Annotated in this window: 28 protein-coding genes, 2 pseudogenes and 1 riboswitch; of the genes and pseudogenes, 9 read left to right on the forward strand and 21 right to left on the reverse strand. The window is 74.4% G+C overall.

Going from position 1 to position 26,990, the window contains the following annotated elements; genetic code table 11:
• The first annotated feature begins 106 nt into the window (after positions 1-106).
• Together ACIRNI_RS09705 and ACIRNI_RS09710 are read left to right on the forward strand one after the other, a co-directional pair.
• Complete coding sequence (locus ACIRNI_RS09705; protein WP_403549935.1) at positions 107-1,384, forward strand: WS/DGAT domain-containing protein; 1,278 nt, start codon at positions 107-109, stop codon at positions 1,382-1,384.
• Positions 1,385-1,455: 71 nt separating this feature from the next.
• Positions 1,456-1,992: a DUF6584 family protein gene (locus ACIRNI_RS09710; protein WP_403549937.1), complete on the forward strand. Its 537-nt coding sequence runs from the start codon at positions 1,456-1,458 to the stop codon at positions 1,990-1,992.
• Positions 1,993-2,046: 54 nt separating this feature from the next.
• Here ACIRNI_RS09710 and ACIRNI_RS09715 read toward each other — a convergent pair whose 3' ends face one another.
• From ACIRNI_RS09715 to ACIRNI_RS09730, 4 genes are all read right to left on the reverse strand, one after another.
• Positions 2,047-2,763: a pentapeptide repeat-containing protein gene (locus ACIRNI_RS09715; RefSeq protein ID WP_403549939.1), complete on the reverse strand. Its 717-nt coding sequence runs from the start codon at positions 2,761-2,763 to the stop codon at positions 2,047-2,049.
• Positions 2,764-2,836: 73 nt separating this feature from the next.
• Positions 2,837-3,484: a hypothetical protein gene (locus ACIRNI_RS09720; protein WP_403549941.1), complete on the reverse strand. Its 648-nt coding sequence runs from the start codon at positions 3,482-3,484 to the stop codon at positions 2,837-2,839.
• Between the two features lie 43 nt (positions 3,485-3,527).
• The gene (locus tag ACIRNI_RS09725; RefSeq protein WP_403550818.1) at positions 3,528-3,602 is read right to left on the reverse strand and encodes a 50S ribosomal protein bL37; all 75 of its coding nucleotides are present in this window, start codon (positions 3,600-3,602) and stop codon (positions 3,528-3,530) included.
• Between the two features lie 108 nt (positions 3,603-3,710).
• Complete coding sequence (locus tag ACIRNI_RS09730) at positions 3,711-4,034, reverse strand: hypothetical protein (RefSeq protein WP_403549943.1); 324 nt, start codon at positions 4,032-4,034, stop codon at positions 3,711-3,713.
• A 239-nt stretch (positions 4,035-4,273) separates the two neighbouring features.
• Here ACIRNI_RS09730 and ACIRNI_RS09735 point away from each other — a divergent pair, with 239 nt between their 5' ends.
• Both ACIRNI_RS09735 and ACIRNI_RS09740 read left to right on the forward strand, forming a co-directional pair.
• Complete coding sequence (locus tag ACIRNI_RS09735; protein ID WP_403549945.1) at positions 4,274-4,474, forward strand: hypothetical protein; 201 nt, start codon at positions 4,274-4,276, stop codon at positions 4,472-4,474.
• 22 nt (positions 4,475-4,496) lie between these two features.
• Positions 4,497-4,742: a DUF2277 domain-containing protein gene (locus ACIRNI_RS09740; RefSeq protein WP_403549947.1), complete on the forward strand. Its 246-nt coding sequence runs from the start codon at positions 4,497-4,499 to the stop codon at positions 4,740-4,742.
• Here the strand turns inward: ACIRNI_RS09740 and ACIRNI_RS09745 are convergent.
• The 5 genes from ACIRNI_RS09745 to ACIRNI_RS09765 all read right to left on the reverse strand — a co-directional run bounded on the left by ACIRNI_RS09745 (position 4,714) and on the right by ACIRNI_RS09765 (position 10,525).
• Complete coding sequence (locus ACIRNI_RS09745; protein WP_403549949.1) at positions 4,714-5,298, reverse strand: DedA family protein; 585 nt, start codon at positions 5,296-5,298, stop codon at positions 4,714-4,716. The two genes, ACIRNI_RS09740 and ACIRNI_RS09745, sit on opposite strands and share 29 nt — an antisense overlap.
• Before the next feature lie 65 nt (positions 5,299-5,363).
• A complete protein-coding gene (locus ACIRNI_RS09750) occupies positions 5,364-5,903 on the reverse strand; it encodes a DoxX family protein (protein ID WP_403549950.1) in 540 nt (179 codons plus the stop codon).
• 43 nt (positions 5,904-5,946) lie between these two features.
• The gene (locus ACIRNI_RS09755; protein ID WP_403549952.1) at positions 5,947-7,839 is read right to left on the reverse strand and encodes an FAD/NAD(P)-binding protein; all 1,893 of its coding nucleotides are present in this window, start codon (positions 7,837-7,839) and stop codon (positions 5,947-5,949) included.
• A gap of 270 nt (positions 7,840-8,109) precedes the next feature.
• The gene (locus ACIRNI_RS09760) at positions 8,110-9,777 is read right to left on the reverse strand and encodes an alkaline phosphatase D family protein (protein WP_403549954.1); all 1,668 of its coding nucleotides are present in this window, start codon (positions 9,775-9,777) and stop codon (positions 8,110-8,112) included.
• Between the two features lie 91 nt (positions 9,778-9,868).
• Entirely contained in the window at positions 9,869-10,525 is a 657-nt protein-coding gene (locus tag ACIRNI_RS09765; RefSeq protein ID WP_403549956.1) for an HNH endonuclease family protein, read from the reverse strand.
• Between the two features lie 188 nt (positions 10,526-10,713).
• Between ACIRNI_RS09765 and ACIRNI_RS09770 the strand changes: the two genes are divergently transcribed.
• Positions 10,714-11,454 carry an ABC transporter permease gene (locus ACIRNI_RS09770; protein WP_403549958.1) on the forward strand — a complete coding sequence of 247 codons (741 nt, stop codon included), beginning with the start codon at positions 10,714-10,716 and terminating at the stop codon, positions 11,452-11,454.
• 245 nt (positions 11,455-11,699) lie between these two features.
• A complete protein-coding gene (locus ACIRNI_RS09775) occupies positions 11,700-12,284 on the forward strand; it encodes a TMEM165/GDT1 family protein (RefSeq protein WP_403549960.1) in 585 nt (194 codons plus the stop codon).
• 19 nt (positions 12,285-12,303) lie between these two features.
• On the opposite strand, the gene ACIRNI_RS09780 is transcribed toward ACIRNI_RS09775, so the two are convergent.
• A complete protein-coding gene (locus tag ACIRNI_RS09780) occupies positions 12,304-12,975 on the reverse strand; it encodes an HAD-IA family hydrolase (RefSeq protein ID WP_403549961.1) in 672 nt (223 codons plus the stop codon).
• A 147-nt stretch (positions 12,976-13,122) separates the two neighbouring features.
• A complete protein-coding gene (locus tag ACIRNI_RS09785; RefSeq protein ID WP_403549963.1) occupies positions 13,123-14,058 on the reverse strand; it encodes a peptidoglycan-binding protein in 936 nt (311 codons plus the stop codon).
• Between the two features lie 237 nt (positions 14,059-14,295).
• Between ACIRNI_RS09785 and ACIRNI_RS09790 the strand changes: the two are divergent.
• A pseudogene (locus ACIRNI_RS09790) lies at positions 14,296-16,380 on the forward strand (MFS transporter); the annotation flags it as partial.
• A 15-nt stretch (positions 16,381-16,395) separates the two neighbouring features.
• Here ACIRNI_RS09790 and ACIRNI_RS09795 read toward each other — a convergent pair.
• From ACIRNI_RS09795 to ACIRNI_RS09835, 9 genes are all read right to left on the reverse strand, one after another.
• Entirely contained in the window at positions 16,396-17,424 is a 1,029-nt protein-coding gene (locus ACIRNI_RS09795) for an NAD-dependent epimerase/dehydratase family protein (RefSeq protein WP_403549966.1), read from the reverse strand.
• A gap of 67 nt (positions 17,425-17,491) precedes the next feature.
• The gene (locus ACIRNI_RS09800) at positions 17,492-17,983 is read right to left on the reverse strand and encodes a GNAT family N-acetyltransferase (protein WP_403549968.1); all 492 of its coding nucleotides are present in this window, start codon (positions 17,981-17,983) and stop codon (positions 17,492-17,494) included.
• Between the two features lie 2 nt (positions 17,984-17,985).
• Positions 17,986-18,672, reverse strand: a complete 687-nt coding sequence (locus ACIRNI_RS09805) for an O-methyltransferase (RefSeq protein ID WP_403549970.1) — start codon at positions 18,670-18,672, stop codon at positions 17,986-17,988.
• Between the two features lie 70 nt (positions 18,673-18,742).
• Complete coding sequence (locus tag ACIRNI_RS09810) at positions 18,743-19,144, reverse strand: transglycosylase SLT domain-containing protein (protein ID WP_403549971.1); 402 nt, start codon at positions 19,142-19,144, stop codon at positions 18,743-18,745.
• A 356-nt stretch (positions 19,145-19,500) separates the two neighbouring features.
• Positions 19,501-20,316 carry an ECF transporter S component gene (locus ACIRNI_RS09815; protein ID WP_403549973.1) on the reverse strand — a complete coding sequence of 272 codons (816 nt, stop codon included), beginning with the start codon at positions 20,314-20,316 and terminating at the stop codon, positions 19,501-19,503.
• Complete coding sequence (locus ACIRNI_RS09820; RefSeq protein WP_403549975.1) at positions 20,313-22,031, reverse strand: ABC transporter ATP-binding protein; 1,719 nt, start codon at positions 22,029-22,031, stop codon at positions 20,313-20,315. Before ACIRNI_RS09820 ends, ACIRNI_RS09815 begins: the two co-directional genes overlap by 4 nt.
• A gap of 7 nt (positions 22,032-22,038) precedes the next feature.
• On the reverse strand, positions 22,039-23,124 hold the full coding sequence (locus ACIRNI_RS09825) for an energy-coupling factor transporter transmembrane protein EcfT (protein WP_403549977.1): 1,086 nt from the start codon (positions 23,122-23,124) through the stop codon (positions 22,039-22,041).
• Positions 23,125-23,134: 10 nt separating this feature from the next.
• Positions 23,135-23,833 carry an SCO2322 family protein gene (locus ACIRNI_RS09830; protein WP_403549978.1) on the reverse strand — a complete coding sequence of 233 codons (699 nt, stop codon included), beginning with the start codon at positions 23,831-23,833 and terminating at the stop codon, positions 23,135-23,137.
• Entirely contained in the window at positions 23,833-25,143 is a 1,311-nt protein-coding gene (locus tag ACIRNI_RS09835; RefSeq protein WP_403549980.1) for a prenyltransferase/squalene oxidase repeat-containing protein, read from the reverse strand. The genes ACIRNI_RS09830 and ACIRNI_RS09835 overlap by 1 nt, the downstream gene beginning before the upstream one ends.
• Before the next feature lie 157 nt (positions 25,144-25,300).
• Positions 25,301-25,373, reverse strand: a riboswitch (cobalamin riboswitch).
• 83 nt (positions 25,374-25,456) lie between these two features.
• On the opposite strand from ACIRNI_RS09835, the pseudogene ACIRNI_RS09840 reads away from it, so the two are divergent.
• Together ACIRNI_RS09840 and ACIRNI_RS09845 are read left to right on the forward strand one after the other, a co-directional pair.
• Positions 25,457-25,726: pseudogene (locus tag ACIRNI_RS09840) on the forward strand (VOC family protein); the annotation flags it as partial.
• An 8-nt stretch (positions 25,727-25,734) separates the two neighbouring features.
• Positions 25,735-26,274, forward strand: a complete 540-nt coding sequence (locus ACIRNI_RS09845; RefSeq protein ID WP_403549982.1) for a hypothetical protein — start codon at positions 25,735-25,737, stop codon at positions 26,272-26,274.
• Positions 26,275-26,301: 27 nt separating this feature from the next.
• On the opposite strand, the gene ACIRNI_RS09850 is transcribed toward ACIRNI_RS09845, so the two are convergent.
• Positions 26,302-26,934, reverse strand: a complete 633-nt coding sequence (locus ACIRNI_RS09850) for a TetR family transcriptional regulator (protein WP_403549984.1) — start codon at positions 26,932-26,934, stop codon at positions 26,302-26,304.
• Positions 26,935-26,990: the final 56 nt, after the last annotated feature.

Raw genomic sequence — 26,990 nt, forward strand, 5'->3', positions numbered from 1 at the left:
TGCCCCGGTTCGGCCATAGAGTGGCTCACCCCAGAGTCGATGGTGCCTTCGCGGACGGATCTCAGCTGCTGCCGTTCCAGGCGGGGCGGATCGGGGCGGAGCAGGGATGTTCGTGGCGATGTCGCCGGTCGACGCGATGCTGGCCGGGATCCAGCGGCGGCATGGAACGCCGTGGACCCTTGCCGCGGTCCTCTCCCTGGAGGGGGCGCCTCTGTCGGTGCCGGAGGTCGCGGCGTTGGTGTCGCGGCGGTGGAGGAACGCCGGGCGGTTGTGGTGGAGCGCCGCGGAGGACGGGACGTATCGCTGGCGTGTGGCGGGGCGCGGGGACGAGCCGCCGCCGGTGTACGCGCTGAACGTTCCGCCGGGTGCGTCTGTGCGCGGGGTCGTAGCGTCGCTGTTGGAGCGGGCTCTGCCCGAGCGGCCCGGTGGACTGTTGTGGGAGGTGCGCGTGCTGCCCTGGCGGGAGGGGCGGCAGGCGCTCGTGTTCCTCGCGCATCACGCCCTGCTGGACGGCTCGTCGGTGGGGACGGTGATGCGTCTGCTGTGTGACGACGCCGGTGGACTCACCGGTGCCCAGGTCGCCGCCGCTGGGGAGACCGTGTTCGCGCCGCGGTTCGTACGGCGCCTCGTGGAGGAGGTCGAGTGCCTGCGCGGGGTGATCGTCCCCGCGTCCGTCTCGCGCCACCCCGCGGGGGCGGGCCGGTCGGTGGCCTGGTCCACGGTGGGCCACGACGTGGTGCGGCGGGCGCGGCAGGCCACGGGCGAGGAAGCGGTGACCGTGAACGACGTCGTGCTGGCCGCCTTCGCCGGAGCCCTGCGCGCCGTGCCGGACTTCTGGCGCGGGTCGCGGCCGCCGGCGCGGGTGTACGCGGCGGTGCCGGTCGACTTGCGCCCGCACCTCGGTCTGGAGCACCGGCTGGGCAATGTGGTGTCGTCGGTTCGGCTGCGACTTCCCCTGCACGTGGACGACCCCGTCGGCCGTCTGCGCGCGGTGCACCGGGCCATGGCCGTGAACAAGGCCCGCGGGCGCGCGAGAGGCGGGATGTCCTTGGCGACGGCGCTCTCGCGTCTGGGGCCGCGGGCGCTGGACACCGCGGGCGAGTGGCTGATGGCGAACCCCCGGATGGTCACGGTCTCCTGCTCCAACTTCCGGCTCAGCGATGCCCCGCTGCGGCTGGCCGGCCGGCGGGTCGACACGCTGCACGTGGTGCCCTGCCTCCCGCCCCGGATGAGCACCCTCGCCGCCTTCACCTCGTACGCCGGCACCCATACCTTCTCCGTGACGGCCGACGGGGAGAGCGGGACCCACGTCGTCCGACTCGCCGAAAGCTTCGCGCGTGAGGTGGGCCGGCTGGTGTCGCGGCAGCCGGGCCGCCCGACCTGACCCAGCCCTGCCGTCAGGCGGGCGTAAGAACCGGGTCGACAGCGGCCGCCGCGGTGTCCGATCATGCGCTCATGCCCCTGAGAGACACCCTTGCCCGGGTCGAGGCCGACCTGGCCGCCGGCCGTGTTCCCGTCGCGCGCCAGCGGTTGCGCAGCCTCGTGTCGTCCTTCCCGAGCGACCTGACGCTGCGCCGGCGCCTGGCCGAGGTGTACCGGCTGTACGGCGAGCCCGCGGAGGCGGGGCGCTGGATGTACCTCGAAGAGGACCGGGACGAAGCCGAGACCGCGGCCTTCGAGGAGCGGTACCGCACGGCTCCGCGGCGTATGCGCGCCCTTGCCTGGCATGGCCCTGAGGCCCTTGCCTCTTCTCCGTTCGCGAGGGAGCAGTTGGTGGCGGTACGAGAGGCCTGCTCCGAGGCCGTGGGGTGGAAGGTCGACTGGGACTCGGTGCCGTTCGACGAGGACGTGGCCGACCGGAAGGCGGCCGACGGGGAGGCGGACAGCGGCGGATTCTCCCTCTCCGGCTTCCTGGCCGGGGCCGGCTGCCTGGTGGGGGTCCTCGCCTTCCTCGCGGTCTGGGTCAACGGGCTCGTCGCCCTCTTCGACTGACCCGCTCGGCGTCGTCGTCACTGGTCACTGCCCTCGTGGCTCCGGCCGTCCGGGTCACCGCGGTGGCCGGCTCCTACCGTGCTCCCGGGAGCGGTCGGCCGGCATCGCTTCCACGCGCACGCCCAGCTGCGCCGCGAACACCGGCGCGAGGTCGAGCAGTTGGGTCGGACTGATCACGGCACCGGAGAGGCGGTCGATGCCCCGGGCGATGTCCAGCTCGGAGGCTGCCCGCAGGTCCACGTCCGTCAGGCGGGCGTCGCTGAACTCGGCCCCCCGCAGTGCGCAGTCGCGGAAGGCCACCCGCTCCAGCCGCGCCCCCGCGAAGTCGGGCTCGACCAGCACACAACCGTCGAAGACCACGTCCTTCAGCCGGGCCCGGCGCAGGTTCAGGTAGTCGATCTTGCCGCCGCGTACGACGACGCGCTCCAGCGTCGCGCCGTGCATCTGGAGTCCGCCGAACCGCACGTCGGTCAGCTCGACGTCCCGGAGCGACGCCTCGGCGAGGTCGGCACCGACCCCGCGGACGCCCGTCAGGAGGCACTCCATGAAGCGCGCCCGGCGCAGCGAGGTCTCGTCCAGCGCACACCGGGTGAGGGCGCACTCCAGGAATCGGGCACCCCGGCCGTTCTGCCCGGTGAGGTCGAGGTCCTCGAATTGCAGCTCGTCGTACCCTGCGTCCGCCGCGAGCGCGCCGTCCGCGTACGGCCGCAGCGGAGGCAGCCGGATGTCGGGGAGCCGGGGCTCTCGGCTCCTGTCCGTCTTTCGTGCCATGTCCGTTACTGTGCCGCACGGGTCTGACAATCGGTGCCCCGAGAGGTGCCGCGCGAGGTGCTCGCGCGAGGGGTCAGCCGGTGATCCAGAACAGCAACGTGTCCATGGTGTGGCCGTACTTCAGGGCGGTCTGCCACTCCTCGTGCTCGTTCTCGAATATGTCGATGAGGTGCTTGGCGTCGTACGTGAAGGCGTCGTCCAGGCGGTCCAGTACGGCGCTGTACGCGTCGGCGACCTCCTTGGCCTTGGCCAGGGGGAGGTGGCCGAAGGCCGGGTAGCCGTCCACGGGGCCCGGGATGTGGAACGGGATCCCGTCGGGCAGGTCCGCGAAGAGGATGCGGTGCGGCAGCAGGTCGGCGGGGACTCCCAGCCTGGCGAGCTCGTCGTCCATGAGGCCGAAGAACGTGGACGGCTTGGAGTACACGCCCACGTCGATGGGGTCGGAGCCGGTGCACTCGATGACGGACAGCAGCGCGGTGTAGTAGGCGTTGCCCACGTACGGGCCCTCCGCGTCGGCCCGTCCGGAGACCAGGTGCTCCAAGGCCTCGGGGATGGTGAGGCCCAGGTCGATGTCCTGGTAGTCCAGGCGGCGCTGGGTGGCCTGCGCGTGCTGCCGCATCTCGTCGAGGAAGTGCTTCTGCTGGTCGGTCGGCTCGCCGCCCCGCAGATAGGCGTACATCCTGCTCAGAGTGAGGGTCTTGCGGGTGATCACGTGGCTCATGCGGCCATGGTGGCAGGCACCACTGACAACGCCGCCGACGCGGTCAGGAGTTGGGGCGCTTGCCGTGGTTGGCCTTGCGGTTCTTGCGGGCGCGGCGCTTGTTTCCTCGCTTGGACATGATGTCTGTCTCCCTGGGTCGGGGCGGGCCGTCCTGTCAGTCCCGTCAGTCCTTTCGAGAGTCTAGGTCCGCTCTGTCCGTCTCGCATGGGTAGAGTCCCGGCCGCCGTCAGACCGTGGCCGCCCGCACCACCGTGAGGAACATCAGCGCGAGGGGCGGCGCCAGCCACCACAGGCCCAGCACGCGGCGCCGCGAGGGCAGCAGGGTGAGGAGGGCGGCCCAGGAGCCGAGGAACAGGACGACCAGGCAGACGGCGTCGATTCCGGCGTAGGCGCCGTCGTCCCAGACGCCCTGGGGCTCGGTGCGGTAGACCGCGAAGCACAAACCCGCCATCAGGACGTGAAGGATCACGAGCGGGACGCCGAGCACCCAGCGCAGGGCCCGCCGGTCCTGTTCCGGGTCGTAGGGGAGGTGCGGCAGGTCGGGCTTCACTCGGCGCCGGTCCTCGTACCGGGGGTGCGGCCCCGGTGGACGCGCCATGATCGTCGCATCGGGCCACCTTAAACCCGCCCCAAGGCGGCCTCCGTAGCCGCCGTCGCGCACGCGACGCGGGGTCCGCGTGCGCGACGGAGCGTGCCGCGGCGGGACCGGGTGCGCGCCCTGCCGGGGCGGAGGCGCGGGTTCCACGCTGCGTGCAGGGGGAGTGGACCCGAGAGCAGGAGGCGAGAGTCATGGCTCGTACGCAGTCCCCGTGCGGTGCGCGGACCAAGAGCGGCGGCACGTGCCGGCGGCTGGCCATGGTCGGGGCCTGGCGGTGCAACCTGCACCGCGCGGACTGGGCCACGTACCCGGTCGAACGCTTCAGGGAGCAGCGGGAACGGTGGGAGCGGCAGCAGGAGCGGGAGCGTCGCAAGGAGCGCCTCGCGACATGAGGGACGGGGGCAGACTGGAGGCATGTGCCGCAGCATCAAGACCCTCCGCCCGCCCGCGCTCTCCCACGAGGCGACCGGCGAGGACATCCGCGCCGCCGCCCTCCAGTACGTACGCAAGGTCTCCGGCTTCCACGTCCCCGCCGCGCACAACCGCGAGGTGTTCGAGCGGGCCGTGGACCAGGTCGCCGAGGCGACCCGCGCGCTCCTGGACGACCTCGAGGTGCGCGGTGCGAAGAGTCCTAGGAAGCAGGAGCAGGGCGCCGCATGACGTAGGCCGCGAGGCTGCCGGCCAGGGCGAGTGCCACGGCCGAGACCGCCACGGCCGTCCAGGTCGCGCCGAGCCACTGGCCGCCGAGGTAGCCGAGGCCCACGCTGTACGTGGCCCAGGCCGCTCCGGCCAGCGCCGACCACGGCAGGAACTCGCCGGGTTCCCGGCGTGCCGCGCCCGCGCCCAGGGAGACGACCGAGCGGCCCGCCGGGGCGAAGCGCGCGATGACGACCAGGAGGCCGCCACCGCGCGCGAGCGCCGTGCCGAGACGTTCCTGCGCGGTGGTCAGGCGGCGTGAGCGGGCGATGGCCCGGTCGAGGCGGGCGCCGCCGCGCCGGGCCAGGGCGTACGCCGCGAGGTCGCCGGCCAGGGAGGCGGCGGCCGCGCAGAGGATCAGGGTGAGCAGGGAACCGGTGCCGGTGGCGGCGGCGGTCGCGGCCGTGACGACGAGGATGCCGCTCGGCAGGACCGGCAGGAACACGTCCAGGAGGACGGACACGGCGACGGCCGCGTAGACCCATGGGCCGGCGGTCAGCGACCCCACGCTTTCGAGCACCTTCACTCCCCGGTCCGGCGCCGCAGGGCGGCTGCACAGGCCCAGAGCGTACGCCCGGCGGGGTGTCAGACGGCGACCGGGGCGCCCTTCTCGCCGCGGTCGCCCGCGTCCTCGCGCGTCTCCACGGCCTCGCGCGTCTCCGCCTTGCCGAGCTCCCGCGCCGCACCTCCGGTCCTGCGCGAGGTGAAGAGCGCGTCCAGGGACAGTGCGCCCGGGCCGGTGAACACCAGCAGCAGCAGCGCCCAGCAGAAGAGCGCCGACGCCTCGCCGCCGTTCTCCAGCGGGAAGAGGCCCATCGGCTGGTGGACCGAGAAGTACGCGTACGCCATCGAGCCCGAGGCGAGGAACGCCGTCGCCCGCGTGCCCAGGCCCAGCAGCACCAGGGCGCCGCCGACGAGCTGGATCACGGCCGCGTACCAGCCGGGCCAGGCGCCGGCCGGGACGGTGCCGCCGCTGCCGGCCGCGCCGCCGAGGACGCCGAAGAGCGAGGCGGCGCCGTGGCAGAGGAAGAGCAGGCCGACGACCACGCGGAACAGGCCGAGGGCGTAGGGGCGGGCCCGATCGAGACGGACGGTGAGCGTGGGCGTGGACAGGGGTGTGGACATGGGGGAACTCCATTCGGCGGGGACGTACCGATGCGGCCCCACGTTAGGCTCCCCTAACCATTACTTGCAAGTTCAACATTCGTTCTTCGTCAGGTCGGCGGGGTGGGGCCGTGGCGGCCGCCAGCGCCGCCCGGGCCACCGCGTCCGCGTCCGACAGCGTCACCGAGTCGACGCCCGGGCGGGCGCCCGCCGCCGTGACCCAGTGCACCCCCTCGGTCGGCACGCCCACCGCGAAGCGCCGCGGATGGGCCCGCCCCTGACGGTCGATCAAGCGGTACGGGCGCGGCGTGACGTCCAGGCCGCCGGTGTCGTACCCGTCGACCACGTGCGTACGGCAGGCGCCCGTCGCCAGCAGCCCCGCGAGGAGCGCGTCGCCGGTGCGGCGCAGGTCCGGCTCGGGCAGCCGCGCCTCGATCAGGGTGGTCGCCGCCACGGTGGAACCGGGCACGTCCGGCGATTCCCCGACGAAGGCGCCGCCCTCGGCGCGTACGCGCAGGCGCGGGCCGACGACCTCCAGCACCCCCGCCTCGATCAGCGCCGCCATCTCCTCGATGCGGCGGCGCGGCGGGCCGATCGAGAGGAAGGCGTTCAGCGGGGTGTACCAGCGGTCGAGGTGGTCGCGGCGCGACGCGCCCGACAGGCCCGCGTGGTCCACGATCTGCCGCAGCTCGTTGCGGATGTCGCGCAGCACGTCCAGCGCGGCCTTCAGCGGGCCCGTGACATTGCCGAGCGCCGCCTGGGCCGCGTCCCGGCGCAGGTACGCGAGCAGCCAGGCCCGGTGCTCGGCCGGCGACCGGAACGTTTCGTCACCGTACGGGCGTGAGAGGCGCTCCCAGCACCAGCGGTCGGCGTCGGCCACGCCGTACGCGTCCAGGGCCGCGTCGGGGTCGGCCAGGTAGCGGGTGCGGAACCCGAGGGCGGCCGGGAGCAGCCTCTCGTAGTACGCCGTCTCGACCTCCCGCGCCACCAGCGGCCAGATCTCGGCCAGGAAGTCCGGCGGATCGCCCGCCTCCGCCCGCTTGCGGAACGTCTCGATGACGTCCGCCGTCAGCAGCACCGGCTCGTGCCGCTCCGAGGCGCCCTTCTCGTTGTCGCCGCGCGCCTGGTACGGCACACCGCGCCGGGACCCCGCGTACAGGCGCGGCTCCCGCCCCGAGGGGCGGTACACCAGCCCGGAGTCCGTCCGCTCGAACGTGCCGCCGCGGCCCTCCGTCAGCAGCGCCATGTGGTCGAAGAAGTTGAGGCCGAGGCCGCGCAGCAGCACCGGCTCCCCGGCCGCGACACCGGAGAGGTCGAGGTCCGCCGGGTTGGCGGGCGGCAGGTAGCGCAGCCCGTGGCGCTCCGCGTACACCTCCAGCTCGGCCTCCACCCGCCCGGCGGCCGACGGCAGGTGGCCCTGCGCGAGGACGACCGCGGAGAGGCCGGTGAGCGCCGTGCCGTCGTCCAGCTCCAGGATCTGCGGGCCGTCGGGGCCTTCCGGGCCGTCCTCCAGGCGTACGGCGCGGGCCCGGTGCACCCGTACGGTCACCTCCGGCGGCGCCTCGCGCACCGTGTGCGTGAACGCCCACTCCAGGTAGGCGCCGTAGCAGGCCCGCGTCGGGTAGTCGTCGGGGCCGAGCCCGTACGAGCGGGTGGCGGCCCACTCGTACAGGCTCGGCCCCCGGCGTATCGGGCCCTCGCAGCGCACGCTGTCGTCGGTGAAGACCGTCACCTGGGAGGCGACCGTGTTCATCAGCAGCTCGGCGGGCTGGTCGGTGCGCCAGACGCGGCCGGGGCCCGGCGGGGCGGGGTCGACGACGTGGACCGTCAGCCGGGCTCCCGGGGCCAGCTCCGGTACGGAGGCGCAGAGCCTTTCCAGCACCGACGTACCGCGGGGGCCGGCGCCGACCAGGGCTATGGCAGGGGCGAGTGCGGGCGGGACGGGCGAGACGAACAAGGCGCGGACTCCCGGGGCAGGTGCAGGCGGGTGCGGGCGGATGCGGACTCGGTGCGGTGGGGGCAGACGGGTGCGGGCTCGATGCGGTGGGTGCGGGCGGGCGTGGGCGGGTGCGGACGGGTGCCGTGTGCGGCAAGCGGAACGCTCATCATGCCGGTGACGCAGCCCTCACCGAAGCCTTGGGCAGGGCTTCACTGTCCGCTGTGGGCGGGATCGCGGCATGCCTGTACGGGACATTCACCGGACGTTCACAGGCGTGCCGGCACGCACTTACGCCTCAGGCGTCACCGCTTCCTCGTGCACGGTCACGAGCCCGCCCGCCTCCCGCGCGTGCTCCAGCCGCAGCCGCGCCGAGCGCCCGCGCAGCGTCAGCGTCATCAGCTGGTTGCCGAACCACGGCCCGCCCGTGCGGCGCCACTCGACCACCGGGCGCCCCACCCGCCCGTGGCGCCGCAGTACGCGCCCGAGCACCCGCCCCGCCCCGCTCCAGCCGAACCGGAACCCCCGGCGCAGCGAGCCCGGGATGCGGTTGTGCACCGGCGAGCAGGTCAGTTGCAGCACCCGGGAGCGCGGGGCCGCCTCGGGCCACACCGGCTCCGCGATGTACGCGTGGTGCACGTCGCCCGACAGCACGCACACGGTCGCCGGGGCGTCCGGCCCGCTGCCCGCCTCCGCCAGCAGCCGGGCCAGCCGCTCGAACGAGGCCGGGAACGCCGACCAGTGCTCCAGGTCCGCCTTCCGGCGCACGGCCTCCGAGAACCGCGCCCAGCGTGCGCCCCGCGCGCCCCGGCACAGCGCGGCGTTCCACGCCTCCGCGTCGTGCATGAGGGGCGGCAGCAGCCACGGCAGCGAGGTGCCGATCAGCAGGTGGTCGCAGCCCGCGCGGTCCGCGAGGGCCTCCTCGCGCAGCCACCGCTCCTCCGCCTCGTCGAGCATGGCCCGGTGCCGCTCGTCCAGCACCCGGCCGGCCCGGGTGTCCACCATCAGCAGCCGCGTCCGCCCGAAGTCCCGCCGGTAGCTCCACCGCACGCTCGCCGGGTCCGCGTCCGCCTCCTCCGCGAACCGCCGCAGCACGTCCGTACCGTCCGGAGCCGCACGCACCGCCGCGTACAGCGGGTCGGCGTCCAGCTCGTCGGGGGAGAGGTTGCCGAGGTGCTGGTAGACCCAGTACGACATCAGCCCGCTCAGGATCCGCTCCCGCCACCACCCCGTGCGGCGCATGTCCGCCACCCACGCGGCGCTGGTGTTCCAATCGTCGACGACGTCGTGATCGTCGAAGATCATGCAGCTGGGCACGGTGGACAGCAGCCAGCGCACCCCCGAGTCCTGCCAGGACTCGTCGTAGAGGTACGTGTACTCCTCGTAGTCCGCCACCTGGGCTCCGGGCGGCTCGCTCAGGTCGCGGCGGGCGGCCAGCCGGCGGCGCGTCGCGGCGGAGGTCTCGTCGGCGTACACCTGGTCGCCGAGGAGGAGCAGCACGTCGGGGCGTACCGCGGTGGGGTCGGCGGCCAGGCGGGCGGCGAGCCTGTCCAGCGCGTCCGGGCCCACCGGGTCCTTGCCGTCGCCAGGCGGCGCGGACCAGCGGCAGGAGCCGAAGGTGACGCGCAGGGCGCCCCCGCCCCCGCCCCCGGCGCCGTCTCCGGGGTCCGGCGTGGTGATGGTGCTCGCCGGGTGCCGCGAGTCGGCGGGCGGCCACACCGGGCGGCCGTCCAGCAGCACCTCGTACGGAGTGGTCGAGCCGGGGGTCAGGCCGGTGACCTGGACCAGCGCGTAGTGGTGCCCGGCGACCTGGAACGTGCGTGTCTCCCCGCCGGCCCCGTCGGCGCAGCGCACCTCGGCCGTGCAGGGGCGGTCCGTCTCGGCCCAGACGGTGGCGCGGCCGCCGCCGTTCCCGTCGACGTACCGCAGTACCGGTCCCAGTCGTAGTCCGGCTGCCATGCCCGACCTCCTCCGTCGCCCCGCCCGTACATCCACGGTACGGAACGACGGAGGTCCGGCGGTCCAGGCGGTCCGGCGGTGTCGCGGCGGCTCAGCAGCCGTTCAGGACCGACTGGAGCGCGCTCTTCTCGGCCGAGTCCACGCTGAGGTTCCAGTGGTGCTTCACGTGCACCCACATCCGGGCGTACGTGCAGCGGTACGCGGTGCGGGGCGGCAGCCACTCGGCCGGGTCGAGGTCGCTCTTCGCCTGGTTGACGTCGTCGGTGACGGCGATGAGCTGCGGGCGGGCGAGGTCGTTGGCGAACGCCTGGCGCTGCGAGGTCGTCCAGGCGCTGGCGCCCGAGCGCCAGGCCTCGGCGAGGGCGACGACGTGGTCGATGTCCAGGTCGGACGCGGCCCGCCAGGTCGCGCCGTCGTACTCGGAGTACCAACTTCCGCTGACCGCCGCGCAGGAGGAGTCCTGGACGACGTTGACGCCGTCGCGCTTGAGGACGACCTCGCGGGTGTTGCAGGTGCCGGACTGGGTGCTCCAGTGCGGGAACAGGTCGCGGCTGTAACCGCTGGAGGAACCTTCCGCCTTGACCGTGAGCTGGCCCAGGTACGTACGGGCGGTGGCGGCGCTGATCGGGGTCGGCGGGGCGGCCTGGGCGGCGGGGGCGGTGGCCAGGACGCCGGTGGCGGTGAGAGCGGCGGAGGCGGCGAGCACGGCGGTTCGACGGGCTATTCGACGCGCGTAGACACCGGACATGGGTGACTCCCTTGGGATGTGGGGGTGTTGGCCGATCGCCCGTTCGGGCGCTCGGTCATCGTGGTGGCGCCAGGTTTCCCCGGGGGATGCGCCGGGTTACAGAGTGGCGACGTGTGCACGTCACATCAAGGGGTGTGCCCGGTTTCTGACGTCCCGGCACCTGCCTTGTCCGGCTTTAGGGTTGACGTGTGCTGCTGCCCGTCAACGCCACGTTCGCGGCTGTTCTGGCCGTCCTGCTCGCCGTCGCCGCCACCGTCGTGGCCGTCGCCCGGCTCCGGCCGCCGCGCGACACCGTCACCGCGGGCGTCCGGGCGGCGGTGCAGCTCGCCGCCGTCTCGTTCGCCATCGGCTGGGTCGTCCGGGCCGTGCCCCTGCTGCTCGCCTTCCTGCTGCTGATGTACGCCGTCGCCGTCCGCACCGCCGGGCGCCGCATCACGCCGAACGGCACCTGGTGGTGGACGGCCGTGCCGATCGCCGCCGGGGTCGTCCCGGTCGTCGCCGCGCTGCTGCTCACCGGGCTCGTACCGGTCAAGGGCATCGCGCTGATCCCGGTCACCGGCATCCTCATCGGCGGCGCGCTCACCGCGACCGTGCTCGGCGGGCGCCGCGCTCTGGACGAGCTGGGCACCCGCCACGGCGAGGTGGAGGCGGGGCTCGCGCTCGGGCTGCAGGAACGGGACGCGCGGCTGGAGGTGGCGCGGGAGGCGGCGGCGGACGCCCTGCTGCCGGGGCTCGACCAGACGCGGACGGTGGGGCTCGTCACACTGCCGGGCGCCTTCGTGGGCATGCTGCTGGGCGGCGCGGCGCCGCTGGAGGCGGGGGCGGTGCAGCTGTTCGTGCTGGTGGGGCTCATGGCGGTGCAGGCGGTCGCGGTGGCGGCGGTGCTGGAGCTGATCGCGCGCGGGAAGCTGCACCGGGAGGAGGCGTGAGCGGAGGGATCCCGTACCCTGGACGGAGCAGAAGGGGAGTAGCTCTTCGCCGGAACGTCGACATACTGCTGGGCCACGCGCCCGGCCGGCGCCCGGAGGCGGCCTCGTCAGGGGCCCGCCAGCGAGACCTTCGGCAACAGCAGCGCCATGCCATGTCCGACATGCCCATGGTGCCGCCGTGCCGGAGCGACCCCTGACACGTCTCTTCTCGGTACGGCGGCGCCCGACCGATTGAGGAACCATCCGTGCTCAGCCTCACCATCACGGCGATCACCTTCGGCGTCGTCTTCCTCGCCGAGCTTCCCGACAAGACCGCGCTCGCCGGGCTCATGCTGGGCACGCGGTACCGCGCCTCCTACGTCTTCGCGGGCGTCGCCGCCGCCTTCGCCGTCCACGTCGCCCTGGCCGTCGCCGCCGGCAGCGTGCTGACCCTGCTGCCGCACCGGCTGGTGCAGGCGCTGGTGGGCGTGCTGTTCCTGTGCGGGGCGGCGGTGCTGCTGCTGAAGAAGGACGACGGCGACGAGGAGAAGATCAAGGCCCCGGCCGACCAGTCCTTCTGGAAGGTCTCCGGGGCGGGCTTCATGCTGATCCTGGTCGCGGAGTTCGGCGACCTGACGCAGATCATGACCGCGAACCTCGCCGCCCGCTACGACAGCCCGCTCTCCGTCGGCCTCGGCGCCGTACTGGCCCTGTGGGCGGTCGCCGGCATCGGCATCCTGGGCGGGCGCACGCTCATGAAGTACGTGCCGCTGCGCCTGATCACCAAGGTCGCCGCCTGCCTGATGCTGGCCCTGGCGGGCTTCAGCCTGTACGAGGCGCTCGCGCCCTGACCGCTACCCCGTGAAGCGGCTACCCCGTGAAGTGGAGGCGGATGGTGCCGTCGGCGCCGTCCGCCTCCACGCGTATGGACGACAGGTCCGGTACGAGGACGTCGGGGGCGAAGGCGCCCGCGCGGGGGCCCACGCCCACCACGCGCATCCCGGCGGCCCGGCCCGCCGCGATACCCGCCTCGGAGTCCTCGAACACCACGCAGTCGGCCGGGTCGAAGCCCAGCTCGGCGGCGCCCTTGAGGAAGCCCTCCGGGTCCGGCTTGCTCGCGCCCACGCACTCGGCGGTCACGCGCGTGTCCGGCATGCGCAGCCCGGCCGCGCCCATCCGGGCCCGGGCGAGCTTCTCGTCGGCGGAGGTCACCAGGGCGTGCGGGAGCGCGGCGATGGCGTCCATGAAGGCGGGGGCGCCGCCGATGGGCACGACGCCGTCGAGGTCCGCGGTCTCCTCGGCGAGCATGGCGCGGTTGTCGGCGTGGTTCTGCTCCATGGGCCGGTCGGGCAGCAGGGCGGCCATGGTCGCGTAGCCCTGGCGGCCGTGCACCACCTTCAGCGCCTCCTCGGGGTCCAGCCCGTGCCGGATCGCCCAGCGGCGCCAGCAGCGCTCCACGACTGCGTCGCTGTTGACGAGGGTGCCGTCCATGTCGAGCAGGAGGGCCCGTGCGGTCAGGGAGGTGGCGGCGGGCGTCGTCATGGAGGGGCTCCGCGAGAGTGGGGGGTGGGGTACGAAGTGGCCCGCCCGCCGGTCAGGGAGTACGGGCGGGACCACTTTGTTCCTCCACGATACAAAAGGAGGTGGCCCAGCGCCAGCCCGGGTGCGCACGGGTACGGACCCCGCGCCTCAGCGGCCGGTGGTCTCCGATTCCAGGGCCTCCCGGGTCGCCGGGCCGTACACGCCCCACTCGTCCTCGTCGAGGTCCCGGGCCCACTGGTAGCGGTACACGCCCTCCTCCACGGCCTCGTTGTAGCGGCCGTTCATGGGGCCGTCGTACAGGCCGGCCTGGCGCAGCCGGTACTGGAGCTCGCTGACCTCCGGGCCCCGGTCGCCGCGGCGGAGGGTCGGCGCCTCCTCGGGCTCCGGTTCGGGTTCCGGATCCGGCTGGGCCGGGCCGTTGGTGCGGGCCGCCGAGGGGCGCGTGCCGCCTTCCTGACCCGGCGCGCCCGGGGCCGTGGCGGAGGCCGTCCCCGAGGGCGTACGGGCGGACGCGGACGCGGAGGCGGAGGCGGACGCCGACCGGGACGCGGAGGCGGACGCGGACGGTGACGCCGAGGCCGTACCGGACGCGGAGCCGGACCGGAGGGCGGAGACGGACGGGTCGGCGGACGGCCCGTGCGGCAGGGCGCTGGGCCACGCGGGCGCGCTCACGTCCAGGTCGGGCAGGACGCGGTCGGACTCGTCGTCCCCCTCGAACAGGCCGCTCGCGAGCGCCGCCACGCACGCCACCGCCACCACGGCCACCGCCGCGCCGAGGGCCGCTTGAGGGCTCCGGTTCCGGGTCCGGCGCCGCTCACGGGCGCGGGAGCGGCGCGGCCCGAGCTCCGGTTCGTACGCCGTTTCGTACACCGGCTCAAACGCCGGTTCCGGTTCCGGTTCCGGTCCGTACGCGGGGGGCGCGTAGGGCACCGGAGCGCCGGGCTCCGTGTACGGCGCCGGCGTCGCCGTGTGCAGCGGCATCGTCGTCGCCACGGGCTCGGCGGCGTCGAGGTTCACGTACGGGCCTATGCGCAGCTCGAAACCGTCGCCGGCGCAACCGCAGCTCTCGCGCTGCGCCGTCACCGTCGCCGCACCGCACTCAGGACACTCCTGTCCCGTCAACGTGGGTCCCCTCCCCTTGAAACTGCCAGCGATTATGCAGCCACTTCCGGCCGCCGGAATCCGGCCGCGTGACGCTCGGCAGGCCATAACGGGCCAGAACGCCCAGGATGGGAGAGAAAAGAGGGGGTACGCGACGGACCCGACTGACTCGGCCGGCCGGTTGTCCCCGCCGGCCGGACGGACGCGGCGTACACGAGGGAGACGATGTCGATGGCACAGGAAGTGAGCACCCCGGCCACCAGCCCCGGCCCCGCCCCGGGGGAGGCCCTCAGCCACCGCGCCGTCCTGGTCGCGATCGGTGCCCTGCTGCTCGGCATGCTGCTGGCCGCGCTCGATCAGACCATCGTCTCCACGGCCCTGCCGACGATCGTCAGCGAACTCGGCGGCATGGAGCACCTCTCCTGGGTCGTCACCGCCTACATGCTGGCCTCCACGGCCGCGACGCCCCTCTGGGGCAAGCTCGGTGACCAGTACGGCCGCAAGAAGCTCTTCCAGTCCGCGATCGTCCTCTTCCTCATCGGCTCGGCGCTGTGCGGCATCGCGCAGAACATGCCGCAGCTCATCCTCTTCCGCGCCGTCCAGGGCCTGGGCGGCGGCGGTCTGATGGTGCTGTCGATGGCGATCGTCGGCGACATCGTCTCGCCGCGCGAACGCGGCCGCTACCAGGGCCTCTTCGGCGCCGTCTTCGGGGCGACCAGCGTCCTCGGGCCGCTCCTCGGCGGGCTGTTCACGCAGCACCTGTCCTGGCGGTGGGTGTTCTACATCAACATCCCCGTCGGTATCGTCGCGCTCTTCGTCATCGCCGCCGTCCTCCACATCCCGGCGCGCCCCACCCGCCACACCATCGACTACCTCGGCACCTTCCTCATCGCCTCCGTCGCCACCTGCCTGGTGCTCGTGGCCTCGCTCGGCGGCACCACCTGGGCGTGGGGCTCGCCGCAGATCATCGGCCTCGCCGTGCTCGGCGCGGTGCTGCTCCTGTGGTTCCTGCGGGTCGAGAAGCGCGCCGCGGAACCGGTGCTGCCGCTGAAGCTGTTCCGGATCCGCACCTTCACGCTCGTCTCGGTCATCAGCTTCATCGTCGGCTTCGCGATGTTCGGCGCGATGACCTACCTGCCGACGTTCCTCCAGGTCGTGCAGGGCGTGTCGCCGACCATGTCGGGCGTGCACATGCTGCCGATGGTCTTCGGCATGCTGCTCACCTCCACGCTCTCCGGCCAGCTCGTCAGCCGCACCGGCCGCTGGAAGGTCTTCCCGCTGGCCGGGACGGCCGTCACCGCCCTCGGGCTGCTCCTGCTGCACCAGTTGGAGCGGGACAGCTCCGAGGGCGAGATGAGCCTGTACTTCTTCGTCTTCGGCGCCGGGCTCGGCCTGGTCATGCAGGTCCTGGTGCTGGTGGTGCAGAACGCCGTCGGGTACGAGGACCTCGGCGTCGCCACCTCCGGAGCCACCTTCTTCCGCTCCATCGGCGCCTCCTTCGGTGTGGCCATCTTCGGCACGGTCTTCACCAACCGCCTCACCGGCAAGCTGAGCGACGCCCTCGCCGGACAGGAGCTGCCGCCCGGCGCCGGGCCCGACCAGCTCGCCGCCGACCCGCGCGCCCTCGCCGAACTGCCGCCCGACCTGCGCACCGGCGTCCTGGACGCCTACTCCACGTCCATCACGGACGTCTTCCTGTACGCGTCCCCCGTCGTGCTCCTCGCCTTCCTCGTCGCCTGGCTGCTGAAGGAGGACCGGCTGCGCGGCTCGGTCACCGCGCCCGACGCGAGCGAGACCCTCGCCTCCAACCCGGTGACCCGGTCCTCGTACGAGGAGTGCGCCCGCGCCCTGTCGGTGCTCGGCTCCCGCGAGGGGCGCAAGGCGGTCTACGAGAAGATCACCGCCCGCGCGGGCCTGGACCTGCTGCCCGCGGCGAGCTGGCTGCTGCTGCGGGTCCGGCGGCACGGCACCGTCGAGCCCGCACGGCTCGCCGACACCACGCCCGTACCGATCAGGGCCATCACCGAGGCCGCCCGTCAGCTCGAGGAACGGCGCCTGGTGCGCCGCGAGGGCCTCCAGCTGATCCTCACCGACGAGGGCGTGGACGTCGCGGCCCGCCTGGCACGCGCCCGCGAGGAGTCCCTCGCGGAGCTCCTCGGCGACTGGTGGGGACCCGAGCGGCCCACGGACCTGGTGCAGCTGGTCGAGCAGCTGACGTCCGAGCTGTGCGGCTCCACCCGCGAGCGCCCGCGCTCCGCGGAGCCGCGCCGCAACCACGCGGCGTCGCGGGCGCAGGGCGGCTGAGGGAGTCCGGGCCCCTCAGCCCAGGCCGCCGTCCCCCGCGCCCAGGCCGCCGTCCCCCGCGCCCAGCGCCGCCAGCAGCTCGCGCTCCCGCGCCGCGCTGAGGCCCGCGCCTCTGGCCCGGTCCAGGCCCTGCTCGCGCTCCCAGCGCAGCGTGTCGGCGAGCAGCTCCGCCCGGGGGCGGTGGCGAAGTCCGGCGGCACGCGCCGCCGAGCCGCTCCGGTCCTGCCAGCCCCGCCAGTCGGGGTCCACCAGCCACATCGGCAGCGACTCCTCGCCCATGTACTCCTCCACGCCCTGCTCCAGCAGCCACGCCGAGTCGGCGGTGACGACCGGGCCGGTGTGCCCGCCGAGGGCACGGGACAGCTCGATCCACTCGGCGAACGGAACGACCGGACCGACGGCGTCGTACGTCCCCCTGCGCCCGCTCTCCGCCGCGTCGAGCAGCCAGGCGGCGAGGTCACGCACGTCGACCGCCTGGGTCGGCAGGCCGGGTGCGTCGGGCACCAGCATCGGCCCGCGCGGGTCGCGGGCGGCGCGGGCCGCCCAGTAGCCGGTGCGCCCGGTGTGGTCGCCGGGGCCGCCGATCAGCCCCGCGCGTGCGACGAGCAGGCGGTCGCCCACGGCGGCCCTCGACGCCTGCTCGCAGGCGACCTTCGCCTCCCCGTACAGCGCCCGGTCGACCTCGCCGCGGTCCGTCGGGGCGAGGAGGGCGGCGGACTCGTCCGCGCCCGGCTCGGCATGGGAGGCGTAGGCGCTGATGGAGGAGACGTAGGCCCAGTGCCGGGCCCGGTCGCCCAGCGCGTCGAGCGCCGCCCGGACGAAGGCGGGCTGCCACGACACCTCGACCACCGCGTCCCACGCGCGGTCCGGCAGCGCCGCGTACGCCGCCGGATCACGCCGGTCGGCGGCGACCAGCTCCGCCCCGTCCACCACCTTGCCGCTCTCGCCGCGGGCGAGGCACGTCACCCGGTGACCGCGCGCGAGCGCCTGGCGCGACACCTCCTGCCCCACCCATGCCGTTCCGCCCAGTACCAAGATCTCCATCCCGCCACCCAAGCACCGCACTCCCGCACACGCGTGCGGTTTCGCCGTCAGCGGAGATCCGGAGGACTCAGCCGAGCTCCTTGCCGTACCAGATCTCCATGTACGGGCCCTCGCAGTACGCCGGGATCTCGCGGTAGCCGTTGCGCGTGTACAGCGCGCGGGCCTCGACCAGGTCCAGGCGGGTGTTGAGGACCGTGCGCGAGGCCCCCAGCTCTCGCGCGGCGGCCTCGAGCGCGGCGAGCAGCAGGCCCGCGCCGCCGGTGCCCCGGAAGGCGGGCCGGACGAAGACCCGGGTCAGCTCGGCGCGCTCGGCGTCCAGCATCAGCACGCCGCCGCAGGCCGCCGGTTCGCCGGCCGGGCGGCCGACCACGAACCGGCCCGTGGGCGGCGTGAGCAGCTCCACACCGTCGCCCGCGAGCCCCTCGTCGATCTCGGCGGCGGTGGCGGGCCGCCCCCAGTAGCGGCTGGCGACCTCGTCGTAGTAGTCGCGCCGCAGCGCGGTGGCGTCGGCGGTGTCGTACCGCTCGGGGGCTATGGTCCACAGGGTGGTGGTCGTCATGATCAGGCCACCACCCGGGCCAGCAGCATGCCGTCGTAGCTCCTGCCCACCGTCTGGAGCGCCGTGGCGTCCAGCCGGGGGTCGCGCGCGACCAGGTCCAGCATCTCGCGGGTCGCGCGTACGGCCTCGTCCGTGGACGTCTCGTCGATGATCGCGCCACCGCGCACCACGTTGTCGACGACGATCAGGCTGCCCGGCCGGGTGAGGCGCAGCGCCCACTCCACGTAGTGCGGGTTGTTCTTCTTGTCGGCGTCGACGAAGACGAGGTCGAAGGGGCCCGCGCCCTCCTCGGCCAGCTTCGGCAGGGTGTCCAGGGCGGCGCCCGTGCGCACCTCGGCGATGGCGTCGAGCCCGGCGCGGGCCAGGTTCGCGCGGGCCACGTCCGCGTGGGCGGGGTCGTACTCCAGCGTGATCAGCCGTCCGTCGGACGGCAGCGCCCGGGCCAGCCAGATGGTGCTGTACCCGGCGAGGGTGCCGATCTCCAGGACGGTGCGCGCGCCCAGCGTGCGGGCCAGGAGGTGCAGCAGTTTCCCCTCGGTCGGGGATACGGCGATGGCCGGGAGCCCCGCCTCCCGGGCGGCCGCGAGCGCGGCGGTCAGCGCCTCGTCCGGGGGTGCCAGCATGTCGGCGAGGTAGTCGCCCACGGCGCTCCACCGGGCCTGCGGGTCCTGTGTCTGATCCTGTGTCATGGCGCCGAACGTACACGCGGGAAGGCCCCGGTGCGGGTGCACCGGGGCCTGTCCGAACCTGCTGGCTCTTTTAGTACCAGTGGTTGGCCTGCCAGAAGTTCCAGGCGCCGCACGGGCTGCCGTAGCGGTCGTTCATGTAGTCCAGGCCCCACTCGATCTGGGTGGCCGGGTTCGTCTTCCAGTCCGCGCCGGCGGACGCCATCTTCGAGGCCGGGAGCGCCTGGACCAGGCCGTACGCGCCGGAGGAGGCGTTCGTGGCGGACGGGTTCCAGCCGGACTCGTGCTCCACGATCTTGCTGAAGCACTGGTACTGGCCCGCCGGGACCATCTTCTTGGCGATGTCCTGCGCGGAGGCGGCCGAAGCCGGGGCAGTCGTACCCAGCACCGCGCCGGTCGCGCCCAGCAGCACGGCTGCACCGGCGGCGACGGACTTCTTGCGGGCGGAGAAGCGGCTGGCGATCGAGCGGAACACGTAAGAGACCTAACGTCGGGGACGGGGGCGTCGCCCGGGCACACCGGTACCGCGCCGGAAGGGCGGGGGAGTGGGATGCCTGGGCGCTGCGACCCGCTGCGATGCGAGCGGCGCCCGGCGACGTCCACCAGAGAAGCAGCCGGGGCGGGGCCGGTGCAACGCCCCCTTGTACTAGGCGACACCGGACACGGGGGCCGGGAGCCCGCTCGGCGCGCGGAGCCGTCCGCGCACGTCGCCACGGGCAAAAGCACCCCGGCCGGCCCCCTGGATCCGGCCACTATCGTCCGTCGTAAGTGATCTGGGTCCTATGGGGCACCTCACCCGGAGAGGCCCCCTTTATGCCGCTTTCGGGGCCTTCAGGGACCTTCGAATGTGACCTGGGCCTCGAAGTTCGCCCTCCGGGTCGCGCGCCGCAGCGCCTTCAGGACCGTCGATCCGATGGTGACCGTCAGGACGACGGTGAGCACCGCCCGCCCCAGGTCCCAGCCGAGCGAGGTCGCCACGTAGTAGGCGAGGAACCGGACCAGGTTCTCGTGCAGCGGGTCACCGGCGTGGAAGGAGATCCCGCTGTGCAGGCCCTGGAGGATGACCCAGCCCTGCAGATTCATGACCAGGCCGTACGCGTACGACGCCAGCGCCCCGTACCCGGCGAGCAGCGCCAGCTCACCCCGGCCGCGCAGCCGGTCCGGGCCCGGCAGCAGCCCGGCGCCCATCGCGAACCAGCCCATCGACAGCATCTGGAACGGCATCCACGGGCCCACCCCGCCCGTGAGCAGCGCGGACGCGAAGATCGTCACCGCGCCCAGGACGAAGCCGAAGCCCGGGCCGAGGACCCGGCCGCTCAGCACCATCAGGAAGAACATGGGCTCCAGCCCCGCCGTCCCCGCGCCCAGTGGGCGCAGCGCCGCCCCCACGGCGGCCAGCACGCCGAGCATCGCCACCGCCTTGGCGTCCATGCCCTGGTCGGCGATCGTCGCCACGACGACCGCGACCAGCAGCGGCAGCAGCGCGGCGAAGAGCCACGGCGCGTCGTCGGCGCGGGTCGCCAGGCCCGAGGCGCCGTCCGCGAGCAGCGGCCAGCCCAGGGCGATCACGCCGATGACGGTGATCAGCGCGAGCGCGGCGGCGGAACGGACCCCGAGGCGCAGCGCGCGCTGCGGGCGGGGGCTCACAGCGCCGCCTCCACCTGCGCGACCGTCAGCCACTTCTGCGGGGCCAGGATCTTGGAGACCTGCGGCGCGAAGGCCGGCGACGACGTCACCACCTCGGCCGCCGGGCCGTCCGCGACGATCTCGCCGTCCGCGAGGATCACCACGCGGTGCGCCAGCTCGGCGGCGAGCTCCACGTCGTGCGTGGCGAGCACGATGCCGTGGCCGTCGGCGGCCAGCCCGCGCAGGACGGTGACCAGCCGCGCCTTGGCCGCGTAGTCGAGGCCCCGGGTCGGCTCGTCGAGCAGCAGCAGGGGCGGCCGCCCGGTGAGCACGACGGCCAGCGCGAGCGCGAGCCGCTGCCCCTCGGAGAGGTCGCGCGGATGCGTGTCGTCGCCCACGTCCGGCAGCAGCTCCGCCACCAGGGCCCGGCACGCCCCGGGCGCCGCGCCCGCGTCGGCGTCGGCGGCCGCGCACTCGGCGGCGACGGTGTCGGCGTACAGCAGGTCGCGCGGCTCCTGCGGTACGAGCCCGGCCTGCCGGACCAGCTCGCGCGGCGCCGTGCGGTGCGGTACGCGCCCGCCCACGAGCACCCGGCCGCCCGACGGCTCCACCATCCCGACGAGCGCCCCGAGGAGCGTGGACTTCCCGGCGCCGTTGCGCCCCATCAGCGCCACGGTCTCGCCGCCCCGCACGACCAGGTCCACACCCCGCAGCACCTCCGCCTGGCCGCGCCGCACCCGCAGGCCCTCGGCGGCGACGAGCCCGGCCGCCGCCGACTCGGCGGGTGCCTCGGGGGCACGGCGCCGCCCCCACCGGAAGCGCGCGGTCCGCGGGACACCGGCACCGGAACCGGCGCCGGCACCGGCCGGGGTCCGTGCGGTCGAGGCCACGGCCCGCGCCTCCCCGGCCCGGGGCTCCGCGCCCGCCAGCCGCTCCCGCAGGTCCGCCGCGCGGCGCCGGGCGTCCCGTACCGACAGCGGCAGCGGCGACCAGCCCGCCACCCGCGCCAGCGAGACCACCGGCGGATGGACCGGCGACACCGCCATCACCTCCGCCGGGGGGCCGAGGAGCACCGGCTCGCCCGGCGCCCGCAGCAGCGCCACCCGGTCGGCGTACTGCACCACCCGCTCCAGGCGGTGCTCGGCCATCAGCACCGTCGTGCCCAGGTCGTGCACGAGGCGCTGGAGGACCGCGAGGACCTCCTCCGCGGCCGCCGGGTCCAGCGCCGACGTCGGCTCGTCGAGCACCAGCACCCGGGGGTGCGGGGTGAGCACGGACCCGATCGCGACGCGCTGGCGCTGCCCGCCCGACAGGGTGGCGATCGGGCGGTCCCGCAGCTCCGCCAGGCCCAGCAGGTCGAGCGTCTCCTCCACGCGGCGGCGCATCACGGCGGGCGGCAGGCCCAGCGACTCCATGCCGTACGCGAGCTCGTCCTCGACCGTGTCGGTGACGAAGTGCGCCAGCGGGTCCTGGCCCACCGTGCCGACGACGTCGGCCAGTTCGCGCGGCCGGTGCGTGCGCGTGTCGCGGCCGTCGACGGTGACCCGGCCGCGCAGGGTGCCGCCCGTGAAGTGCGGCACGAGCCCGGACACGGCGTTCAGCAGCGTCGACTTGCCGACACCGGACGGGCCCACCAGCAGCACCAGTTCGCCCTCGGGGACGGTGAGGTCCACGTCCCGCAGGGTGGCGTCCGGGGCGCCGTCGTACGTCACGGAGACGTTCTCGAAGCGGATCACGAGCGCATCACGACATCCTCTTGGGAAGGGGGGCTACGAAAGCGGGCAGCAGGCCCAGCAGGACGACCAGCGCCGGCCACACCGGCAGCTCCGGCGCGACGAGCGGGACGACCCCGGGGCGCAGGACCGTCTCGTCCCACACGGCCAGCAGACCGCCGACCGCCGCGCCCGAACCCGCCACCAGCCAGGCGCGCACCCCCCACCGGTCGGGCCGGTACCGGGTCCGTACCGAGCGCCGGCCCCCCAGGCGCAGACCCACGAGCGCCGCCAGCAGACCGGCGGCGACGAACGGCACGCCGTACGTGTCGCCTTCGGCGGTGAGCAGGCCGTACATGCCGACGCACACGCCCAGCAGCCCGCCCAGCGTCAGCACCGCCGTCACGCGGCGCACCGCGCGCGGCACCCGCGCCGTACGGCCGTACCCCCGCGCGTCCATCGACGCCGCGACGGCGACCGACCGCTCCAACGCGCCCTCCAGGACCGGCAGCCCGATCTGGAGCAGCGCCTTCACCCCGCCCGTCGGCCGCCCGCGCAGCCGCCGCGCCGTGCGCAGCCGGGCCACGTCGGCGACCATGTTCGGCGCGAACGTCATCGCGACGACCACCGCGACCCCCGCCTCGTACAGCGCGCCCGGCAGCGACTTCAGCAGCCGGGAGGGGTTGGCGAGCGCGTTCGCCGCGCCCACGCAGATCAGCAGCGTGGCGAGCCTGGCCCCGTCGTACAGCGCGAAGACGAGCTGCTCGGCCGTCACCCGGCCGCCGACGCGGATGCCCCGCGCCCAGTCGGGCAGCGGCACCTCGGGCAGCGTGAGCAGCACGTGCGTCCCCGGGATCGGCGAACCGAGCAGCACCGAGAAGAGCAGGCGGATGGCGAGCACGCCCAGACCGAGCTTGACGAAGGCGCCGTACGAGCGGGCCCACGGCGCGTCGGTGCGGCGGGCCGCCACCACATAGCCGGCCACGCCGACGAGCAGACCCAGCAGCAGCGGGTTGGTGGTGCGCGAGGCGGCGGTGGCCAGGCCCAGGGCCCACAGCCACCAGGCCCCCGCGTGCAGCGCGTTGCTCCGGTGCGCCTCGGGTGCGCGCAGCGTCATCGGCGACGCCTCACCGGCGCCGGCGGCGGGCCTGTACGACGGCGGCGGCGCCCAGCGCCAGCACGGCGGCGGCCCCCGCGAGCAGTCCGAGGGACGGCCCGCCGTCCTCCGCCTCGTCCTCCTGCGTCGATTCCTGATTCGGTTCCTGCTCCGGGCGGGCGGACGCGGTCACGTCCCCGCGCGCCGTCCGGTCCGGCGCGACCTGCTCGCCACAGCCCGTCCTCGGATACCCAAAGATCGCGCACAGCAGCCCGTCGCCGCTGTACCGCAGCGGCTTGGCGACCGCCGCCAGCGCCTCCGCGCTCGTCGCGTCCTCGGGCACCCGCGCGCACGCCGCCCGCTGGTCCGGGGACGGCGGACGGGAGCCCTCCGGGGCGTCCGCCGCCGTGCCGAAGTCGACGACGACGGCGACCCGCTTGGCGCCCTCCTCGCGGGGCGTGTCACCGCAGACGGCGGCGAAGTCCGGCGCGTGGCGCGGGGCCGCGGAGGTCGCGGAGTCGGAGCTCACCGCGAAGCGGAAGCCGTTCACCTCGCCGTCGACGGGCCGGGCGGTGGCCGGCCCCTCGGTCGCGAACGCCCAGCCGGCGCCCGGGCCGGTCCGCCAGAACGACCAGTAGCGGTAGTCGGCCGCGTGGGCGGGAGCGGCGACGGCGAGGCTCAGCGCCATGACCGCGAGCAGCAGCCGCAGCGGCCGTGCGACGGTGCGCATCACAGCTGCCGGTTCTTGTTGCGGCCGCTGATCAGGAAGCCGATGCCCATACCGGCGAAGAGGAAGACGCCGACGACGAGCCAGACGCCGAAGCCGCTGTTCTCGCCCGACTCCTTGTTCTCGTGCTCCTGCTCGGCCCGCGTCTCGACGGTCGAATCCGGCTTCGGCCCGGTCGCGTTGAGCCGCTGCACGAGGTCGACGCCGCCGAAGTCGCGGGTGTCGGCGCCGACCGTGTGCGCGGCGAGTATCAGCTGCGCCCAGGCGGCGGGGCCGTTCTCGGCGGCCCAGGCGGGCCCGTTCTTCTTCAGCCACGTCACCGCGCCGGCGGCCTTGTCGCCGTGCCCGGCGGCGGCGAGGGCGACGACCGCGTCCGCGGTGTTGCCGAAGTCGGGGGCGGGGGCGGTGGTCTCGGCGCCCGGCATCGGCGGCAGGTCCAGGTGCCCGGTCTTGGCGAGGGCGGTGGCGAGGTACGCGGCGCCGTTGCGGGCGACCCGCTCGGCGGTCGGTTTGGCCGCGGCCTCGCAGGTCGGCGGCTGGCCGGGCTCGGCGCCGCGCGTCCGGGCCTGCTTGCCGAGCCCGGCGAGCACGGCGGCGGCGGTGGCGTCGGCGTTGGCGACGAGCTTGCCGTTCCGGTCGGGCTGGTAGGCGAAGGCGCCCGCGCCCGCGTCCTTGGCGGAGCACGGGATCGCGAAGCCGATCAGCGCGTCGTACGGGCTCCTGCCGTCCGCCGACTTCACGGTGCCGGGCTTCTCGCCCGCCGCGGCGAGGGCGCCGATGACGATCGAGGTGGAGTTGGCGTCGCTGGCCCCGCCCGGGTTGTAGCTCCAGCCGCCGTCCTTGTTCTGTACGCCCTTGAGCCAGTGGACGCTCGACCGCATGGCCTGGGTGACCGGGTCGGTGCCGCCGTCCGCCGCCTCCGGCTTGTCGAGCCCGGCGAGCGCCTGCACGGCGGCGGCGGTGGCGTTGGTGTCCAGCATGGTCGAGGCGTCGCAGGGCTTGCCGGGCTCCGGGCGGTACGCGGCGAAGCCGCCGTTGTCGCACTGCTGCCTCAGCAGCCAGTCCACGGCCTGGTCGGCCGGCTCGACGCCGCTCGTCTCCTGGGCCAGGAAGGCGAACGACTGCCGCCAGACGCCGTCGTAGGTCGGGTCCTTCGTGCCGTACAGCCCGGCGGGCAGAGCGGGGGCGGACGGCGACGGCGACGGTGCCGCCTGCGCGGCGGGGGCCACGGCGAGAGCCCCGGCGCCACCCCCGCACAGCACGGCGGTGGCGGCGAGCGCTGCGGCGATGCTGCGGCGGCGAACGGTGGTCATGGCGGGGTGGCCTCTCCTGCGCGGTCTGGTCCGGGACGGGCGGGGCGGGGGACCGGCGCACACGGAAGGGCACCAGGCTCCGGCTCCGCATTCCTCGACGGTGCCGGCCACCTGGGCGGTCGCTCCCGGTGGCACGAGCCGAACACGTACGCGTACGGGGCAATCCGGCTCACCGCCGGTGACGGCGGTTCACGGCTGCGGGTCAGCGCCGGATTCGCACCGGCTTCCCCCCGTACGGGCGTGATGACGACGCGCCCACTTTACCGGGGTGCCCGTCTGCGGGCATCGGGGGATGACGGACACCCGCCCGAAGATCAAGGACCCGGACCCGGCCGCCGAGCGGGAGCGCATCGAGGCGCCGGGCGGCCGGCGGCTCGACGCGTACGCGTCCGGCGGCTTCCTCGTCATGGCCGATCCGGAGGGGAACGAGTTCTGCGTCATCCCGGAGGGTTCCTTCGACGTGGACGACGGCGGCCGGGCGAGCTACCTGCGGGACGGGGACAGGGGCGGGGCGGGGACGGCTCGTCTGCGAGACTGCCTTCTTGATCACGGGGGCGATCGGGCCCGCGTGCACGCTTCATAGGGAGATTCGTGCGCAAGGCGAAGTGGGTGGCCGTGGCCGCGGCCGCCAGTGCGGTGCTGCTGGTCGCGGGCTGCGGCGGCGAGGGCGGCAAGAAGACGGACGCGGGCAAGGTCGGCGCGAGCGGCGGCAACGCCGGCAGCGGCGACGGTGGCGGCAGCCTCGACGCGGCGGCGGTGACCAAGGAGATCGAGACCGCGGCGACGGCGGCGGGCTTCGCCGAGAAGGCCGGCGACGACATGGTCCCCGCGGCCCTCAAGGCCTGCATGGTCGACTGGAGCCCGGACGCCAAGAAGGCCACCGACGCCAAGGGGTCCTACGACGCCACGGTGACGGCCCTCACCACGGGTGGCTGGAAGGAGTCGCAGAAGTTCGAGCAGCAGGGCTCGGTGGTCAAGTCGCTCGACAAGAGCGGCTGGACCCTCAAGGCGAGCTACCACGGCCAGCAGAAGGCCTTCGTGTCGGTCTCCTTCGTGGCCGTGGACAACGGGCCGGTGTGCGCGAAGCTCTTCGCGGAGGACCTGGCGAAGGGCAAGGAGACGGGCCAGTAGGAGCCGCCGCCCGGTCAGGCGGCCTTGTCAGCCCGCGTCGGGTGAGGTTACGTCGATCAGACGGCACGCCGTCTCGATGTCCAGCCTCACCTGCGCGATCGACGCCCGCCCCGCCAGCCAGGTGATCAGCGCCGAGTGCCAGGTGTGCGCGATGACCCGCACCGCCGAGAGCTGCTCCGGGGTCGGGCGCTCCAGGCCCGTCGCGTCCAGGATGATCGCCGTCGTCCGCCGCGAGACCGTGTCCACCTCGCGGTTCACGCCCCGGTCCGCGAACGTCAGCGCCCGCACCATCGCGTCCGCGAGCTGCGGCTCGCGCTGCAGGGCCCGGAAGGCGCGCATCAGGGTCTCGGCGACCCGCGCGGACGGGGTCTCGCCGGCCGGCGGGCGCTTGCGCAGGGTCGCGTGGAGGTGCTCCAGCTGGTCCTGCATGGTGGCGACGAGCAGATGGATCTTGGACGGGAAGTAGCGGTACAGCGTGCCCAGCGCGACCCCGGCGGCCTCGGCGACCTCGCGCATCTGAACGGCGTCGAAGCCGCCCCGGCTCGCCAGCTGCGTGCTGGCGTGCAGGATCCGGCGGCGGCGCGCCTCCTGGCGCTGGGTCAGCGGCGCCCGGCGCTCGGCCGGCGGCGTCGACGCCGGTCGTCTGTCTTCCGCTGTCATGTGTCCCCGTGGCCCCGTTCCGTGAGGGTGGTGCGCGTCAGTATGGCCGGGCTTCG

It is taken from the genome of Streptomyces sp. NPDC093546 (genome assembly GCF_044765045.1).
In the GTDB taxonomy this organism is placed as follows: Bacteria; Actinomycetota; Actinomycetes; order Streptomycetales; family Streptomycetaceae; genus Streptomyces.

Bases quoted from the DNA above. Each gene is read 5' to 3' on its own strand.
- ACIRNI_RS09720 (WP_403549941.1), bottom strand. From the start codon at position 3,484: ATGAGCCACGTGATCACCCGCAAGACCCTCACTCTGAGCAGGATGTAC.
- ACIRNI_RS09800 (WP_403549968.1), bottom strand. From the start codon at position 17,983: ATGACGACCACCACCCTGTGGACCATAGCCCCCGAGCGGTACGACACC.
- ACIRNI_RS09740 (WP_403549947.1), top strand. From the start codon at position 4,497: ATGTGCCGCAGCATCAAGACCCTCCGCCCGCCCGCGCTCTCCCACGAG.
- ACIRNI_RS09750 (WP_403549950.1), bottom strand. From the start codon at position 5,903: ATGTCCACACCCCTGTCCACGCCCACGCTCACCGTCCGTCTCGATCGG.
- ACIRNI_RS09850 (WP_403549984.1), bottom strand. From the start codon at position 26,934: ATGACAGCGGAAGACAGACGACCGGCGTCGACGCCGCCGGCCGAGCGC.
- ACIRNI_RS09825 (WP_403549977.1), bottom strand. From the start codon at position 23,124: ATGACGCTGCGCGCACCCGAGGCGCACCGGAGCAACGCGCTGCACGCG.
- ACIRNI_RS09710 (WP_403549937.1), top strand. From the start codon at position 1,456: ATGCCCCTGAGAGACACCCTTGCCCGGGTCGAGGCCGACCTGGCCGCC.
- ACIRNI_RS09735 (WP_403549945.1), top strand. From the start codon at position 4,274: ATGGCTCGTACGCAGTCCCCGTGCGGTGCGCGGACCAAGAGCGGCGGC.
- ACIRNI_RS09835 (WP_403549980.1), bottom strand. From the start codon at position 25,143: ATGACCACCGTTCGCCGCCGCAGCATCGCCGCAGCGCTCGCCGCCACC.
- ACIRNI_RS09705 (WP_403549935.1), top strand. From the start codon at position 107: ATGTTCGTGGCGATGTCGCCGGTCGACGCGATGCTGGCCGGGATCCAG.
- ACIRNI_RS09795 (WP_403549966.1), bottom strand. From the start codon at position 17,424: ATGGAGATCTTGGTACTGGGCGGAACGGCATGGGTGGGGCAGGAGGTG.
- ACIRNI_RS09715 (WP_403549939.1), bottom strand. From the start codon at position 2,763: ATGGCACGAAAGACGGACAGGAGCCGAGAGCCCCGGCTCCCCGACATC.
- ACIRNI_RS09760 (WP_403549954.1), bottom strand. From the start codon at position 9,777: ATGGCAGCCGGACTACGACTGGGACCGGTACTGCGGTACGTCGACGGG.
- ACIRNI_RS09830 (WP_403549978.1), bottom strand. From the start codon at position 23,833: ATGCGCACCGTCGCACGGCCGCTGCGGCTGCTGCTCGCGGTCATGGCG.
- ACIRNI_RS09780 (WP_403549961.1), bottom strand. From the start codon at position 12,975: ATGACGACGCCCGCCGCCACCTCCCTGACCGCACGGGCCCTCCTGCTC.
- ACIRNI_RS09805 (WP_403549970.1), bottom strand. From the start codon at position 18,672: ATGACACAGGATCAGACACAGGACCCGCAGGCCCGGTGGAGCGCCGTG.
- ACIRNI_RS09765 (WP_403549956.1), bottom strand. From the start codon at position 10,525: ATGTCCGGTGTCTACGCGCGTCGAATAGCCCGTCGAACCGCCGTGCTC.